At 58.9% G+C, this 16,096-nt stretch carries 6 protein-coding genes, 2 tRNA genes and 3 rRNA genes; 2 read left to right on the forward strand and 9 right to left on the reverse strand.

What is annotated here, in order from left to right:
- From B0G74_RS13405 to B0G74_RS13445, 9 genes are all read right to left on the reverse strand, one after another.
- On the reverse strand, positions 1 to 3,579 hold the full coding sequence (locus B0G74_RS13405) for an error-prone DNA polymerase (protein WP_132375221.1): 3,579 nt from the start codon (positions 3,577 to 3,579) through the stop codon (positions 1 to 3).
- A gap of 5 nt (positions 3,580 to 3,584) precedes the next feature.
- Complete coding sequence (locus B0G74_RS13410; protein ID WP_132375222.1) at positions 3,585 to 5,372, reverse strand: DNA polymerase Y family protein; 1,788 nt, start codon at positions 5,370 to 5,372, stop codon at positions 3,585 to 3,587.
- Positions 5,272 to 6,111 (reverse strand): translesion DNA synthesis-associated protein ImuA, encoded by an 840-nt coding sequence (gene imuA / locus B0G74_RS13415; protein ID WP_132375223.1) that lies wholly within the window; start codon positions 6,109 to 6,111, stop codon positions 5,272 to 5,274. Before imuA ends, B0G74_RS13410 begins: the two co-directional genes overlap by 101 nt.
- A 381-nt stretch (positions 6,112 to 6,492) precedes the next feature.
- A 5S ribosomal RNA gene (rrf, locus tag B0G74_RS13420) occupies positions 6,493 to 6,606 on the reverse strand.
- Between the two features lie 201 nt (positions 6,607 to 6,807).
- A 23S ribosomal RNA gene (locus B0G74_RS13425) occupies positions 6,808 to 9,688 on the reverse strand.
- A gap of 315 nt (positions 9,689 to 10,003) precedes the next feature.
- Positions 10,004 to 10,079: transfer RNA gene (locus B0G74_RS13430), tRNA-Ala, on the reverse strand.
- A gap of 72 nt (positions 10,080 to 10,151) precedes the next feature.
- A tRNA-Ile gene (locus B0G74_RS13435) sits at positions 10,152 to 10,228 on the reverse strand.
- A 68-nt stretch (positions 10,229 to 10,296) separates the two neighbouring features.
- A 16S ribosomal RNA gene (locus B0G74_RS13440) occupies positions 10,297 to 11,827 on the reverse strand.
- The 16S, 23S and 5S rRNA genes sit together here with 2 tRNA genes alongside, the layout of an rRNA operon.
- Positions 11,828 to 12,301: 474 nt before the next feature.
- The gene (locus B0G74_RS13445) at positions 12,302 to 13,417 is read right to left on the reverse strand and encodes an AI-2E family transporter (RefSeq protein WP_132375224.1); all 1,116 of its coding nucleotides are present in this window, start codon (positions 13,415 to 13,417) and stop codon (positions 12,302 to 12,304) included.
- Positions 13,418 to 13,687: 270 nt separating this feature from the next.
- Here B0G74_RS13445 and B0G74_RS13450 point away from each other — a divergent pair, with 270 nt between their 5' ends.
- Entirely contained in the window at positions 13,688 to 14,902 is a 1,215-nt protein-coding gene (locus B0G74_RS13450; protein ID WP_132375225.1) for a DUF2863 family protein, read from the forward strand.
- 233 nt (positions 14,903 to 15,135) lie between these two features.
- Entirely contained in the window at positions 15,136 to 16,014 is an 879-nt protein-coding gene (locus B0G74_RS13455) for a response regulator transcription factor (RefSeq protein ID WP_132375226.1), read from the forward strand.
- The last annotated feature ends 82 nt before the right edge of the window (positions 16,015 to 16,096 follow it).

Below are 16,096 nucleotides of genomic sequence, written 5' to 3' on the forward strand. Positions count from 1 at the left end.
TCAATGAAAATCGCGGCTCGCCGTGGCCAGTTCACCCAGCCATTCGCTGTGGTCCTCGAGGCGATGGGCGACGAGATGGATCACCTCGCCTTTGTTTTTCCGTTTCGCTTTGCCTGCCTGGTTTGCGCTCACGCCATTTCCGGCATGGTCGCCGCCGGTCGCCACGCCGTCGTCGCGCTGCAACACGCCGTAGACCGCGAGCAACGACGAGCCCAGCAAAACCTTGCGCTGCTTTTCCACTAGCGACGGCCAGACGATCACATTGATCGACCCGGTCTCGTCTTCGATGGAAACGAACACCGTGCCGTTTGCCGTGCCCGGCCGCTGCCGCACGGTAACGATGCCGCACGCTCGCGCCAGCGTGCCGTGCTGACACGCGGCGAGTTCGGCGGCCGTGCGAAAACGATGGTGAGCAAGGCGTGCGCGCAACAACGCGAGCGGATGGCGATTGAGCGTGAGGCCGAGGCTCGCGTAGTCGTCGACGATTTCGCGGCTTTCGGCTGCCTGCGGCAACAGCAGCGGCGCTTCGGCGATCGGTGCGTCGCGCAGCAGTTTGGGCACCGTGTGCTGCGCCGTCACGGCCCACCATGCTTCGCGCCGATGTCCCGCGATACTGACCAGCGCGTTCGCCGCGGCAAGCGCTTCGAGATCGCGCCGCGTCAAGGCCGCACGGCGCGCCAGATCGTCGACATCGGTAAACTGCGCCTCGTCGCGTGCCGCCATGATGCGTTCGGCGGCCCCTTGTGCCAGCCCCTTGATCAGATGCATGCCGATGCGCACGGCGGGACCGCGAGCGCCATAGGTATCCGACGATTGAAACACGCGGGCAGTCAATCGCTGTGCCGCGCGCCGGACCGTCCTGCTCACCGTCAGGCGCCGCAGCGAAAGATCGCGCAATTGCTGCGCGGATAGTACGGCCTGTTGACGATGCAAACAGGTTTCGTCCGCTGAGATCCGCTGTCCTTCATGACCGCGTCTTTCGAATGTCGACTCCCAATCGCTCAGGGTCACGTCGGGCGGCAATACCTTGACGCCGTGACGCTTCGCATCCTGAACGAGTTGCGACGGCGAATAAAACCCCAACGGCTGACTGTTCAGCAACCCCGCCAGAAAAGCTGCCGGTTCATAGCGCTTCAACCACGCGCTGAGATAAACGAGCAACGCGAAACTCGCCGCATGGCTCTCCGGAAAACCATACTCGCCGAAGCCTTCGATCTGTTTGCAGATACGGTCGATGAACTCCTGTTCATAACCGCGCGCCGACATGCGGTCGCTCAAATCCTTCTGATACTTCGCCAGGTTGCCGCTGCGACGCCATGCGGCCATCGCGCGCCGCAACTGATCGGCCTGCTCACCGGTATATTTCGCCGCAACCATCGCCAGATGCATGACCTGTTCCTGGAAAATCGGCACGCCGAGCGTACGTTCGAGTACGGGACGCAATTCATCCTTCGCGTAGTCAACCGGTTCGAGCCCCTGCTTGCGGCGCAGATAGGGATGCACCATGCCGCCCTGAATCGGCCCGGGCCGCACGATCGCCACTTCGATCACGAGATCGTAGTATTTGTTGGGCTTCAGGCGCGGCAGCATGCTTTGCTGCGCACGCGATTCGATCTGGAATACGCCGATCGTATCGGCATGGCCGCACATTTCGTAGACGGCGCGATCCTCGCGCGGAATATCCTGCACCCTGAACGTTGGAAAACCGCGCCTCAACGCGACGAATTCCAGCGCGCGTCTGATCGCCGACAACATGCCGAGCGCCAGCACGTCGACTTTCAGCAGCTTGAGCGCGTCGATATCGTCCTTGTCCCATTCGATCACGCTGCGGTCTTTCATCGTCGCGTTCTCGATCGGCACGAGTCGCGACAGCTTGTCTTTCGCGATCACAAAACCGCCGACGTGTTGCGACAGATGACGCGGAAAGCTGCGCAACTCCTGGGTCAAACGAATCAGGTTCCGCGTGATGTGCGAGTTGGCATCGAAGCCCGCTTCGGCCAGATATTTGGCGACTGCATCCGTGCCGTCCCACCATTGTTGCGACTTGCTGATCCGCTCGATCAACGACGCCTCGAGACCCAGCGCCTTGCCGACGTCTTTCAGCGCACTACGCGCGTGATACGTAATCAGCGATGCAGTCAGGGCCGCCCGATGACGGCCGTACTTCGTGTAGATATATTGAATGACCTCTTCGCGCCGCTGATGCTCGAAGTCGACGTCGATATCAGGCGGCTCGTTACGCGCGCGAGAGATGAACCGCTCGATCAGCATGTTCATATGCACCGGATCGATTTCCGTCACGTGCAGGCAATAACAGACGATCGAATTCGCCGCCGAACCTCGCCCCTGGCAGAGAATGTTTCTGGAGCGCGCGAAACTCACGATATCGTGCACCGTCAGAAAATACTTTTCGTATTTCAGATCGGCGATCAGCCCCAACTCCTTTTCGATCTGACCGATTCGCTTCAGGTCCATGCCTTTGGGCCAGCGCTCCATCGCACCGGCCATGACCAGCTTGCGCAGATAACTCGACGGCGACTCGCCGGCGGGCACCAGTTCTTCGGGATACTCGTACTTGAGTTCGTCGAGCGAGAAGCGGCATAGCGCGGCGATACGCAGCGTTTCTTCCAGCGTATCGTGCGGATACAGTTTGCCGAGCCGCACGCGCGTACGCATATGCCGCTCCGCATTCGCCTCGAGCGCGTGGCCGCATTGCGATAGCGGCGTAACGAGGCCGATGGCTGTCATTGTGTCCTGCAAAGGCTTGCGCGATCGGGCATGCATGAGAACGCCGCCCGCCGCGACCAGCGGCAAACCACTCGCTTTTGAAATCATGCGCAGGGCGTCGATCTGAAGATCGTCGCCGCCCGTTTGCCAGAGTTCGAGCGCGATCCATGCCCGTTGTGCAGCGAACGATGCGAGCCAATGCGCGCAACGCAGCGTATGCGAGAGCGTCGCCGCGCGCTGCGGCACGAGCATCAGGACGCAATCGGGCAACGTCTTCAGATGTGCCAGATGAGGCAAGGAGTCGGTGAAGTCGGACGGACCGAGGCGATAACTGCCTTTGTCCGCACGCGAGCGGGCTAGCGTAATCAGCTCGGAAAGATTGCCGTAACCGTTGCGGTTGGTTGCTAGCGCGACCAGGGTGCAGAAAGGCTCGCCGGTTTCGTCGGTCAGATTGAGTTCGCTGCCGATGATCAGTTGAGGGAGGGGTTTTAGTGCCTCGGTTTCCGAGGCTTCCACGGTTTCCTGTTGCGACGTTCCGGTTTTTGTCGCGTCTTCCAAAGGCGCTTCCGGTTGCGCAGCCTTGGCCTTTTCCTCGCGCTCTTTCTGCTGACGGTCCCGCTCCGCTTTGATTTCCCTCAACGCCGTGTGGGCGCGCACGACGCCTGCCAATGAGCATTCATCGGTGATGGCGAGCGCGCAGTAGCCGCGCGACATCGCCTGCTCGACGAGTTCATGAGGATGCGACGCGCCACGCAGAAAAGAGAAATTAGTCAGGCAATGCAATTCCGCATACGCCGGCAACTGGGTGGCGAGCGGCGGCTGCGCGAGGAATGATGGCTGGGTTAGAGGCATGATGGTCAACCGAACAAACCCTGCAAATACCACTCGCCGCTGAGGCGTTCGCGGTATACCCAGAACATGTGGCCGCGGTCGTCGGCTGCAACGTAGTAGTCCCGCTCGACGCGGTTGCCGTCCCACCACCCTGCTTCGATCCGTTCGGTACGCGTGAGCATTTTCAGCGGCCGGCGATAGATCGGCCGCTGGTCGCGCATCATCAGGCGCAGCGGTTTGTCGAGCATCCAGACCGGGCGAGGCTGGGAAGGCAATGCGCTGTCAGGTAGGTCAAGGGATGCCTGTGCGTTGCCGGGTTGCGGTGCGGATGTGCTGGTGTTTTTGGCGTCGTTTGTTTTGGATGGGCGTTGGGGTGCCTGGGTCGCCTCAGCCGCCTCGACCGCGTAGGCGAGCGACTCGCCGTCTTCGCGCCCTTCCTCCGCGGCAGCGTGCCGCAACTCATCGGTCAGCCAGGTTTTGTCCGCTTTGATCTTCGACCGGGACTTCGCAGGCGAACGCTTCTTGCGCGAAAACGCTTGCGCCTGGTAGGCTTCGACGCGCATTGCCCGCTCGGGACGATGATCGTCCTGCACCGACATCTGCAGCACATTCTCCGGCCCTAATCGCGCGCTCAGGCGCTCCAGCAGACGCGCAATCGAATCGCCATCCGATTCGGGCATGGGAAACAAGGTGTCCGACTGCCCGGCATATTCACCGATCTGCTCAGCGACCAGCTTCAACTCGATGACCGGTGCCGCCAGCACGGTCTGATTCAACTTTTCCCGCAACAACCAGATCAGATGCTCGGCATCACGCGACGGTATGGCCCATGCGACCTTCAGGCTCGATGTCTTCGGTGCATGACGGGACGCCAATTCATGCTCGAGCAGCAACGTATAACCGCTGAGCGCTGCATGATGCGCGCTCAGCCAGCCGGCCAACTGCACAATCAGCCGACGCGCGGCGAACAGCAATGCATCCGCGTTATCGACCCGCGAGGGCAACTCCAGTTGCGCATGAAACGACGCCGGCGCGCGAAACGATTCGCGTGGATCCGGGCGCGTGCCATACGCCTGCGCCAGCAGATCCAGAATACCGCTGCCGAAACGTCGCACGACACCCGAACGTGGCAATTGACGCAAATCGGCCAGCGTCGTACAGCCGACGTGCGAAAACGCATCGCGATGCGCCTGCGTGACCGGCAGCAGCGAGACGGATAAGCCATCGAGGACGCGCGCAAGCGACGTCTCCTTGACCACGTGCCAGCGATGGCCCTGCCGAACGGCGCGCGCCTGCGCCAACAGCCACGCTCCCCAGGCGGTCGGCGCACAGGCGATGCGCGCCGTATAGCCGAATTCCGCCACCGTGGCAGACACCCGCGACAACAACGCGCGCAAGCCGCCGAACAATCTCAAACCCGAGCCGACTTCCAGCAACAGGGTGTGCGCGTCGGCAAGCGACACTTTCGGCGTGTATGTCAGCAAGGCAAGCGCTATGGCTTCGAATGCCTGAGTTTCGCGGGCGGCATCGGCGGCAAGCAGTTCAAGCCCCGGCGCCAACGCCAAGGCGTACGAACGCGAATGACCCGCATGCACGCCGGCACGCAGCGCGTCGAGATCCGGCATCAGGATGTGCGCGTGATCGGCTAGGGCGTAACAACGCCCTCCACCGATGTCTTCGGCATCGTGAAGTTTGCTTGTCTCGTCGCGCGACTCACGCCGATTCGGCTTCGCGAGCGAACCATCCTGGAGCGGCGCGAGAGGCTTCACCGCTTCCAGCGACAAGAGTGGCAATGTGACTGCGATCCACAGCATGTTTGATCTCTGGCCCTTGATGACGGTCGACCCCGTCTTCCGGCAACAAGACGCTTTGTAAAGGCAAAACGAGACGAAGAGGCTCGGCTAGCGGCGGCCCGCGACGCTTGAAGATGTCGATAGACAAACCAATCTCCTGCAGCCATTGACGACGGTTGATCGTCTGCGCATTGGCCGGCAAAAGCGGCTCGCAGATCATTCGCAATGGCGCTGGGGAAGATTGCGTGGCGGCCTCGACAGGCCGGATCAAAAATGCCAGCGATGCCGACTCCTGAGCCGCCGCTTGCAGGCGTCGGACCTTGTCGGCACGCGCATTCGGCAGCCAAACCAGGACCGCGCCGATGCCATCCTGCTTCAAGGCCTGAGCAGCGGCCCACAGGGCCTGGTCTTCACTCGAGCGCACCCATAAGACTCGCTCGACATCGACACCCCAAGCTCTCAATGCGGCAGCGCATGGCTGATACGGAGGCGCCACGAGCATGACATGCCGCCCGGCTTGCTTCGTCAGATGACGCAGCGCATGAGCTAGCAGCCGTACTTCACCCACTCCACCATGCTCAACCAACAACTCTGTCAGGCCGCCAGCCGACCAGCCTTGTCCCGGCAACAACTGATCCAGCGTGGCATAGCCGCTGGAAATTACACGCGAGTCCGCCTCGGCAAGCTCGTTGCCCTGCCACACCTGACGCCGTAATTTAGACGACAGCGCGGTCGTCGCAAGCTGAATCGCTGCTGCCATAGACACGCTCTTGAATAGGGAATGCTCCGCCCTGCCCGGCATCGAGCAAGCATGAGGTGACGATTTTTCACTGTATATTTATACAGTATTTTGGGATGAATGTTAAGACGGAGGGATGCAGCCCGGTGTGTGCAGGAAGGGGCTTGAGGAAGTGATGAATGCTGTTTTTAGGACAGCTTTTATATCTGTTGAAAACAGCTATTTTTATGCTTCAGGTTGAGTTGTTGTGAAGGGATGGGAGGAGTCAAGTATGGATGCCGAAGGCTAACGAGCTACTACGCGAACGCGCTGCGGATGAGGAGGGATTGAGGGCGGTTTTCCGGCTGTATAAACGCAGAAACCCCACCTTTTCGGGGTGGGGTTTCTGTTTGCTGCGGGGGAGCCTGACGATTACCTACTTTCACACGGGTAATCCGCACTATCATCGGCGTGGAGTCGTTTCACGGTCCTGTTCGGGATGGGAAGGGGTGGGACCGACTCGCTATGGTCATCAGGCATGACTGGTTGCCGCACTGCCCGTGGAGCAGTACAGCCAATCTGGAAGAAGTAGTTTCTGGTGATGCTCACCAGGGGTAAAGCGTTGGGCTGTGCTGTTTCTGGCACAACATCGATCTCAACCTGTGTGCGCCCCCCTTCGGGGGTGGGATGCGCGCAAGTGCTGAAGCACTGACGGTCATCGCAAAACACACCGGTTATAGGATCAAGCCTTACGGGCAATTAGTATCAGTTAGCTTAACGCATTACTGCGCTTCCACACCTGACCTATCAACGTCCTGGTCTTGAACGACCCTTCAAGGGGCTCGAAGCCCCGGGGATATCTCATCTTAAGGCGAGTTTCCCGCTTAGATGCTTTCAGCGGTTATCTCTTCCGAACATAGCTACCCGGCGATGCCACTGGCGTGACAACCGGTACACCAGAGGTTCGTCCACTCCGGTCCTCTCGTACTAGGAGCAGCCCCCTTCAAATATCCAGCGCCCACGGCAGATAGGGACCAAACTGTCTCACGACGTTTTAAACCCAGCTCACGTACCTCTTTAAATGGCGAACAGCCATACCCTTGGGACCGGCTACAGCCCCAGGATGAGATGAGCCGACATCGAGGTGCCAAACACCGCCGTCGATATGAACTCTTGGGCGGTATCAGCCTGTTATCCCCAGAGTACCTTTTATCCGTTGAGCGATGGCCCTTCCATACAGAACCACCGGATCACTATGACCTGCTTTCGCACCTGCTCGACTTGTCGGTCTCGCAGTTAAGCACGCTTATGCCATTGCACTATCAGCACGATTTCCGACCGTACCTAGCGTACCTTCGTACTCCTCCGTTACACTTTGGGAGGAGACCGCCCCAGTCAAACTGCCTACCATGCACTGTCCCCAGTCCGGATAACGGACCAAGGTTAGAACCTCAAACAAACCAGGGTGGTATTTCAAGGTCGGCTCCACGCAGACTGGCGTCCACGCTTCAAAGCCTCCCACCTATCCTACACAGATCGGTTCAAAGTCCAATGCAAAGCTACAGTAAAGGTTCATGGGGTCTTTCCGTCTAGCCGCGGGGAGATTGCATCATCACAAACACTTCAACTTCGCTGAGTCTCGGGAGGAGACAGTGTGGCCATCGTTACGCCATTCGTGCAGGTCGGAACTTACCCGACAAGGAATTTCGCTACCTTAGGACCGTTATAGTTACGGCCGCCGTTTACCGGGACTTCAATCAAGAGCTTGCACCCCATCATTTAATCTTCCGGCACCGGGCAGGCGTCACACCCTATACGTCCACTTTCGTGTTTGCAGAGTGCTGTGTTTTTATTAAACAGTCGCAGCCACCAGTTTATTGCAACCCCTTCACCCTTCTGGCGCAGGCCAGTCAAGCTACAGGGGCGTACCTTATCCCGAAGTTACGGTACCAATTTGCCGAGTTCCTTCTCCCGAGTTCTCTCAAGCGCCTTAGAATACTCATCTCGCCCACCTGTGTCGGTTTGCGGTACGGTCTTGTTAAACTGAAGCTTAGAGGCTTTTCTTGGAACCACTTCCAGTTGCTTCTTCACCGAAGTGAATGGCGCCACGCCCTTGAATTGCGCACCCGGATTTGCCTGAGTGCCTTCTCCAACGCAGCGACCGGGACTTCCAACACCCGGACAACCTTCCGCGATCCGTCCCCCCATCGCATTTAACAATGGTGCAGGAATATTAACCTGCTTCCCATCAGCTACGCATTTCTGCCTCGCCTTAGGGGCCGACTCACCCTACGCCGATGAACGTTGCGTAGGAAACCTTGGGCTTACGGCGAGGGGGCCTTTCACCCCCTTTATCGCTACTCATGTCAGCATTCGCACTTCCGATACCTCCAGCGCACTTTTCAATGCACCTTCGCAGGCTTACGGAACGCTCTCCTACCATGCATATAAATATGCATCCGCAGCTTCGGTATATTGCTTAGCCCCGTTACATCTTCCGCGCAGGACGACTCGATCAGTGAGCTATTACGCTTTCTTTAAAGGATGGCTGCTTCTAAGCCAACCTCCTGACTGTTTTAGCCTTCCCACTTCGTTTCCCACTTAGCAATATTTGGGGACCTTAGCTGGCGGTCTGGGTTGTTTCCCTCTTGACACCGGACGTTAGCACCCGATGTCTGTCTCCCGTGATTGCACTCTTCGGTATTCGGAGTTTGCTATGGCGTAGTAATCCGCAATGGACCCCACAACCATGACAGTGCTCTACCCCCGAAGGTGATACACGAGGCACTACCTAAATAGTTTTCGGAGAGAACCAGCTATTTCCAGGTTTGTTTAGCCTTTCACCCCTATCCACAGCTCATCCCCTAACTTTTCAACGTTAGTGGGTTCGGACCTCCAGTACGTGTTACCGCACCTTCATCCTGGCCATGGATAGATCACCTGGTTTCGGGTCTACACCCAGCGACTGAACGCCCTGTTCGGACTCGCTTTCGCTACGCCTGCCCTAATCGGTTAAGCTTGCCACTGAATGTAAGTCGCTGACCCATTATACAAAAGGTACGCCGTCACCCCCTTGCGAAGGCTCCGACTGTTTGTATGCATGCGGTTTCAGGATCTATTTCACTCCCCTCCCGGGGTTCTTTTCGCCTTTCCCTCACGGTACTGGTTCACTATCGGTCGATCACGAGTATTTAGCCTTGGAGGATGGTCCCCCCATCTTCAGACAGGATTTCACGTGTCCCGCCCTACTTGTCGTACACCCAGTTCTTCCATTCTGTTTTCGTCTACAGGGCTATCACCTGCTATGGCTGCACTTTCCAGAGCATTCGACTAACAGTACGGATAAAGAGTACAGGCTGGTCCCATTTCGCTCGCCACTACTCTGGGAATCTCGGTTGATTTCTTTTCCTGCGGTTACTTAGATGTTTCAGTTCACCGCGTTCGCTTCACATGACCTATGTATTCAGTCATGGATGACCCATACGGGCCGGGTTTCCCCATTCGGATATCGGTGGATCAAAGCTCGTTTGCCAGCTCCCCACCGCTTTTCGCAGGCTACCGCGTCCTTCATCGCCTGTGATCGCCAAGGCATCCACCACATGCACTTGTTCGCTTGACCCTATAACGGGTGTGTCTCGTGCATGATCCACGGGGAATCATGTGCTCGCCACAATCGCTACAGGTTGAGTATTCGTGTTGCGCCGTATTCCAAAGCGATCTTTCGATCACCTTTAAAATACATTGATACAATCACAACCCTGATTCACCTACTCAATCACCCATCTCTAAGTGATCTTTCGTGAATCTCTTTACTACTTCTTCCTGATTGTTAAAGAACGACAGCCGATATAAAGCTCTGCTTCATATCACTCTGACTGGCTCAATCGCCAATGCACAACACTCTGCTTCGTGCAGAACGCTACGCATTGAGGATTGGTGGAGGATGACGGGATCGAACCGACGACCCCCTGCTTGCAAAGCAGGTGCTCTCCCAGCTGAGCTAATCCCCCAGTCATACACAGATAAACTCTCTACCTGCATGGATACCCCGGGATCATCGATCAGCACACCAGACAAGACTTTGGTGGGTCTGGATGGATTCGAACCATCGACCCCCGCCTTATCAAGACGGTGCTCTAACCGACTGAGCTACAGACCCCTGAGTCTGTCCTAGATTTCACAGCCGATAAGCGTGAGCGCTCAACGCGATTGACACGTTAGCTCGAGAAAGGAGGTGATCCAGCCGCACCTTCCGATACGGCTACCTTGTTACGACTTCACCCCAGTCATGAATCCTACCGTGGTGACCGTCCTCCTTGCGGTTAGACTAGCCACTTCTGGTAAAACCCACTCCCATGGTGTGACGGGCGGTGTGTACAAGACCCGGGAACGTATTCACCGCGGCATGCTGATCCGCGATTACTAGCGATTCCAGCTTCACGCACTCGAGTTGCAGAGTGCGATCCGGACTACGATCGGTTTTCTGGGATTGGCTCCCCCTCGCGGGTTGGCGACCCTCTGTTCCGACCATTGTATGACGTGTGAAGCCCTACCCATAAGGGCCATGAGGACTTGACGTCATCCCCACCTTCCTCCGGTTTGTCACCGGCAGTCTCCCTAGAGTGCTCTTGCGTAGCAACTAGGGACAAGGGTTGCGCTCGTTGCGGGACTTAACCCAACATCTCACGACACGAGCTGACGACAGCCATGCAGCACCTGTGTTATGGCTCCCTTTCGGGCACCCCGGCCTCTCAGCCAGGTTCCATACATGTCAAGGGTAGGTAAGGTTTTTCGCGTTGCATCGAATTAATCCACATCATCCACCGCTTGTGCGGGTCCCCGTCAATTCCTTTGAGTTTTAATCTTGCGACCGTACTCCCCAGGCGGTCAACTTCACGCGTTAGCTACGTTACTAAGGAAATGAATCCCCAACAACTAGTTGACATCGTTTAGGGCGTGGACTACCAGGGTATCTAATCCTGTTTGCTCCCCACGCTTTCGTGCATGAGCGTCAGTATTGGCCCAGGGGGCTGCCTTCGCCATCGGTATTCCTCCACATCTCTACGCATTTCACTGCTACACGTGGAATTCTACCCCCCTCTGCCATACTCTAGCCCGCCAGTCACAAATGCAGTTCCCAGGTTAAGCCCGGGGATTTCACATCTGTCTTAGCGAACCGCCTGCGCACGCTTTACGCCCAGTAATTCCGATTAACGCTTGCACCCTACGTATTACCGCGGCTGCTGGCACGTAGTTAGCCGGTGCTTATTCTTCCGGTACCGTCATCCCCCACGGGTATTAACCACGAGGTTTTCTTTCCGGACAAAAGTGCTTTACAACCCGAAGGCCTTCTTCACACACGCGGCATTGCTGGATCAGGCTTTCGCCCATTGTCCAAAATTCCCCACTGCTGCCTCCCGTAGGAGTCTGGGCCGTGTCTCAGTCCCAGTGTGGCTGGTCGTCCTCTCAGACCAGCTACAGATCGTCGCCTTGGTAGGCCTTTACCCCACCAACTAGCTAATCTGCCATCGGCCGCCCCTGTAGCGCGAGGTCCGAAGATCCCCCGCTTTCATCCACAGATCGTATGCGGTATTAATCCGGCTTTCGCCGGGCTATCCCCCACTACAGGACACGTTCCGATGTATTACTCACCCGTTCGCCACTCGCCACCAGGATTGCTCCCGTGCTGCCGTTCGACTTGCATGTGTAAGGCATGCCGCCAGCGTTCAATCTGAGCCAGGATCAAACTCTTCAGTTCAAACCTGTTACTGTTTTCGGTTCAGTTAAGAACCGGTCGCTCACTCAACGTACTGACGATGATTTGATTGCTCAAACCTTCCTCTAATACTGTGTGAGACTTGATACTTTCGCTTGGTCGGCAGATCCCGAAGGATCCACCTCGCGTCGCGCATCAAGCGCCCACACTTATCGGCTGTTAATTTTTAAAGATCGGTTACGCATTCACTACCGGACCGGCACCGCGCGTCGTCAACCTCACAACCACCCGGCACCGCTTCGTTCTGCGTCGCTGCATCAGCAGCAGAGAAACGAGATTATGAAGAACTTTCGCTACGTCGTCAACAGGTTTTTTCCAACTTCCTGAACCTGCCCACTTCGCTGAAAGCCTTGCCACTGCTGGCTCTCCCGCCTCCCGTGCCCCGCTGTCCGGAGCACGAAAGAGCGAGATTCTAGCGAGCCCAACTCCGCCTTGCAAGCGTTATCTGGAATTTATTCAAGGCAGCTTTTTTACCGGCCCCGGCTCGTCGACGACGGGCGCTTTTGCATCGGGTGCCAAGCCACGCGCAGCCGGCGCACCGATCGTCCAGTCGTGGAGCACGGTATAGGCGACCGCCAGCAAAGTCGGGCCGATGAAAACACCGAGGAAGCCGAAAGCAAATGCGCCACCCAGGATACCCAGCATCACCAGGATCAGAGGCATGTCGCTATTCTTGCCGATCAGGATCGGCTTGATGACGTTGTCTGACATGCCGACGACCAGCACGCCCCACACGACAAGAAAGATCGCCCATCCTGTCGCGCCGCCGTGGTACAGCCAGATTGCAGCGGGCAACCACACGACGACCGGGCCGCCCGGTATCACCGACAGAAAGAACGTCGCCAGCCCGAGCAGCGCCGGCGCCGGCACGCCGGCGATCCAGCATCCGAACCCAGCCAGAATCCCTTGCACGAGCGCCGTGCCTAGAATCCCGTAGACCACGCCTTTCACCGTACTGCCAGCCAGCGCCAGCAGATAATCGGCGCGCTCGCCAGCAATACGCCGCATGCCCGCATTCAGCCAGGCCGCTGCGCCCTCGCCTCCCGTATAAAAGAAGAAAGCGAGCACGATGCTTAACGCCAGCAACCCGAGACCATGCGTAACAGCAATCGCAGCCGCCAGAATCCACTTGCCGGCCGGCGCCGCGAGCGTACGCAATTGCGCGATCAGTTCCGAATTGCTGCTCGTGAGACGCTCCCAGAATGCATCGATGCTGGAACCCACCAGCGGAATCCGGGCAACCCACGGTGGCAAATCCGGCAAGCCGGCCTCGAAGAGCCGTTGAACCAGTGCGACGATTTCGTGCACGTGCGCCCCAAAGGCGAAGCCCGCATAGACGAACGGTCCGAGCACCACAATCAGAATGATCAACACGATCAAGGTGGCGGCCCCTTTGCGTCGGCCGCCCAAGGCCGCGGTCAGCCGCCGGTACAAGCCCCAGGAGCTATAGCTGAGAATGGCGCCCCACAGCAGCGCGGTCGTGAAAGGCGCCAGCACCAGCAGCGAGCCGCCCACCAGAATAATCAGCGCGAACACTGCGGCAAGGCGTTCGATCAGTTGGTCCGATTTCACAATGAATCTCCTGTTGCGCCAAACCCCAGTGACGAGCGGACATAAGCTTGTCGGGCGCCCGCTGAAAGGGTCAGTATAGAAGCCAGTCATGCGCCTGGGGCGTCTTATATCATCGAGCCAGGTCGCCCCGCAACGACTCCACAGGCACGCTAAACAGCGCTGATTTTTCGTGTAGAAACGTCCTAATTCATCCGGCATTGCCGGCCAAACAATATGGCGGCATAGAAAAGACTAGAATATAAGGTTCTGTGCACCCCAATTTCCGGATTTATGCGCTCGCGAATCGCCAAACGTCTCCCCCCCGATGCCGACAAGCTTGTCGGTCTCTCGCTCGCGCTTTTCGCGTCGGGCAGCCGCACCGAGGACCGCTTCTGGGAAGCGAAACTCGATGCGCTGCTGGCCAAGATCGTCCGCAACGCCAACCAGACTACGCTGGACGCCGCGCTCGATCATCTGCAACAAAATCATCCCGATGCCTACGGCGCGCTCGCCGATATGGCGGAAACCCATAGCGAGTCTTTCATCGTCGAACACGAAGGCGTGCCGTACGAGGCGCTGCTGATCGCCGCACCCGTACTCGCCTGGACGCGCTACATGATTCCGTCCGGTCCGCTCAAGACCGACGCCGCCGACGCCCTGCGCGCGCACCTGCAGGCGCACGTGCTCGCGGCCAACACGCGGGTCGCCATGGCACCGTTCCTATACAGCATCGATCAACTGCCGCGTCATCACGTCGAAACCTGGCGCATTGCCCAGCAACTCACACAGGCGGCCATGGCCGGTGGCAACGTCAAGCTGAATTTCGGCGAGTTGCCGGAGACTTCGCCGATTCTGGCCGACCCGCGCTTCCTGCTGGCCGTGGTCGCGGCGCCGGTCGGCGAGCCGACGTTCCGCTGGCAGGAAGAAGAACACGGCAGCCGGATCGAGCGCGGGCAATGCCTCGAGCAATGGGCCACGCAAGGCGGCGCCAATTTGTCGCTGGTGCTGCCGGGCTGCGAATTCGAGTGCCTGCTGCCGGATGCCTATTACTCGGCCTGCCGCGATGCCGACGAACGCGTGCGACCCCACACGGTGCGCACCGCCGTGCGCTATCTGTTCGACACGATCGGCGCGGCGCCGCAGGAGTTGCGCGCGGTTGTCGCGGGCTTCGGCGAACGCCGCATCGACGAATACCGCGTCGGCTTCACGCGCCGCGGCAGCAACGACGTGATCTACGGCGTCGTGTGGCCGCTGTACGGCCGTGAGAACGGCGAACCCGGCATCGACGAGGAACCGCAGGAAACCCCCGCCTCGGACGATCCGCTCGAAGAAATCGTCGCATTGCTCAAGGAGACCGGCGTGACCGAAGTGCGCCGCCACGCCGGCCGCTTCGAGCCGGAATACTGCGACGACTGCGGCGTGCCGCTGTATGCCGATCCGCTCGGCGAAATCGTCCACGCTGAAATGCCGGAAGACGCAGAACCTGCGCAGCCGCACTTCCATTGACCATCCTCGCCGGCGCGCTCGCGCGTCGAAGTCGACATAAAGAAGCCCCGCCACGCGCGGGGCTTTTTTTGCCGGTTCATTTTTACGTCATTCCTCTTATGCCTTTTGGACAGGCCGTCAAGTTGAAGGGAATTTGTCATCATAGGAACGGCGACGCATCGCGAACGCATTCGGCTCCTCACGTGCCGTGCGCGCGCATCGCGCCACTTCGCCCGACTCATCTGGAGACATGCATGCGATTCTCGATACTCAACTCAGACGCGGAACGACGTGATGGGCTCAAAGCGCTGCTGCGGCAAATCGACCGGCTGGCGCGTTTCAACGAGGCACAAGATTGGCGTCAGGTCGAACGCACGCTCAAACGTCAACGGCCCGACCTGCTCCTGATAGATTGGCAGGGCTGGATGTCGATCGCCGACATTCGCCATCTGCTCAGCCATTACCCCGATCTGCGCATTGCCGTGCTCACCGATCAGATCTCGCCGGTCGCCGTGCGAGAACTGATGGACGAAGGCGTGCTCGGCGTCGTGCCGCGCGACACCGATCCTTGTCTGATCGTGCGCGCGTTTGAAATGGTGCTGCTGGGCGGTCACTACGTGCCGCCCGGCGCGCTGGCGCTCGATCCTCCGCTGCCGCCCGACACCACGATCCGGCCGTTCGACGAGAAGAGCCCACCGCCGCGCCGCACCAGACTGGCCAACGTACTGTCGCCCCGTCAGCAGCAGATCATGCGCTGTGTCCACATGGGCAGCACCAACAAGATGATCGCTCGCACGCTCGGCATCAGCGAAGGCACCGTCAAGATCCATCTGACCAGCATATTCCAGCAGCTCGGTGCGCCGAATCGCGCCGCCGCGGTCGCGCTCTACAACGGTTGGCTGTCGAACCATTTGCAAGTGCTGCGCAATGGCGGCGATGGCCTGCTGCGCCCGATCATGGGGCAACCCGGCGTGGTGCCGTTGCGGCGCCGCGCGCGGCGCCGCTTCCAATATCCGTTGCCGGCTAACGACACGGCCGCCTTGCTGCCCATGGCTGCCGAACCAGGCGCGCCATATGGCGACGCGGCGCCCGCCGGAGCGGCACCGGACCCGCTCGCACAAGGTCCTGCATGAGTGCAGCCGGCGCGCGCAATAGAATCCGGGCGAGCACTTTCCGGCAGCGTTTGCGCGTGCTGGCATGGAATCCGCTCACACC

It is taken from the genome of Paraburkholderia sp. BL9I2N2, assembly GCF_004339745.1.
In the GTDB taxonomy this organism is placed as follows: Bacteria; Pseudomonadota; Gammaproteobacteria; order Burkholderiales; family Burkholderiaceae; genus Paraburkholderia.